This window comes from Vibrio sp. 1978 (assembly GCF_033344345.1).
Window position 1 is genome coordinate 1 of sequence record NZ_JAWPOP010000969.1, and the last position, 526, is coordinate 526.

Here is a 526-nt window from a genome sequence, read left to right on the forward strand (position 1 = left end):
GCTTTTTTCTCACCAGATTGGAGACCCACCAAGCACTGCTCGAAGTTCTCACTCAGGCTGCCGTCACCCATCACAAACTTCGCTGGTTTGCCCATATTATGAGTGCTGTCTGCCACCGAACCATCTTTCATTTTGATCGTAAAGTGCAGGGTTACTACCGAATCATTCGTTATTGTTGTCACGTTACTGCTTCCTTGTTCTTGGGTCATTACGTCTATCCGCTTTGTCTTTTTATACACTGATGTGCGGATTTGCGCTCCAACATAATAAAAAGCGTCGTACGAATCAACGGACGACGCTTAGGGTTATTCGACTTTTCCAATATACATGGCCACGATTTAGGCTTTTGCTGTGTCTTTCTTGCGAAAGCCGTCTAGGATAATCATCGCCGCACCAAGACAAATCGCCATATCAGCAAGGTTAAATGCCGGCCAGTGATAATTGCCCCAGTAGAAGTCTAAGTAATCGACCACAAAACCATGGATCACGCGGTCAAATACGTTGCCAACGGCACCACCAATAATCA

At 45.8% G+C, this 526-nt stretch carries 2 protein-coding genes; both read right to left on the bottom strand.

From position 1 onward, the window contains the following. Positions 1-182: FKBP-type peptidyl-prolyl cis-trans isomerase (locus R8N49_RS30150; protein ID WP_318190827.1), on the bottom strand; the 182-nt coding region annotated here is incomplete at its 3' end. A gap of 156 nt (positions 183-338) precedes the next feature. Next, positions 339-526 (bottom strand): signal peptidase II (gene lspA, locus R8N49_RS30155; protein ID WP_318190826.1); only part of this gene is annotated, 188 nt, incomplete at its 5' end.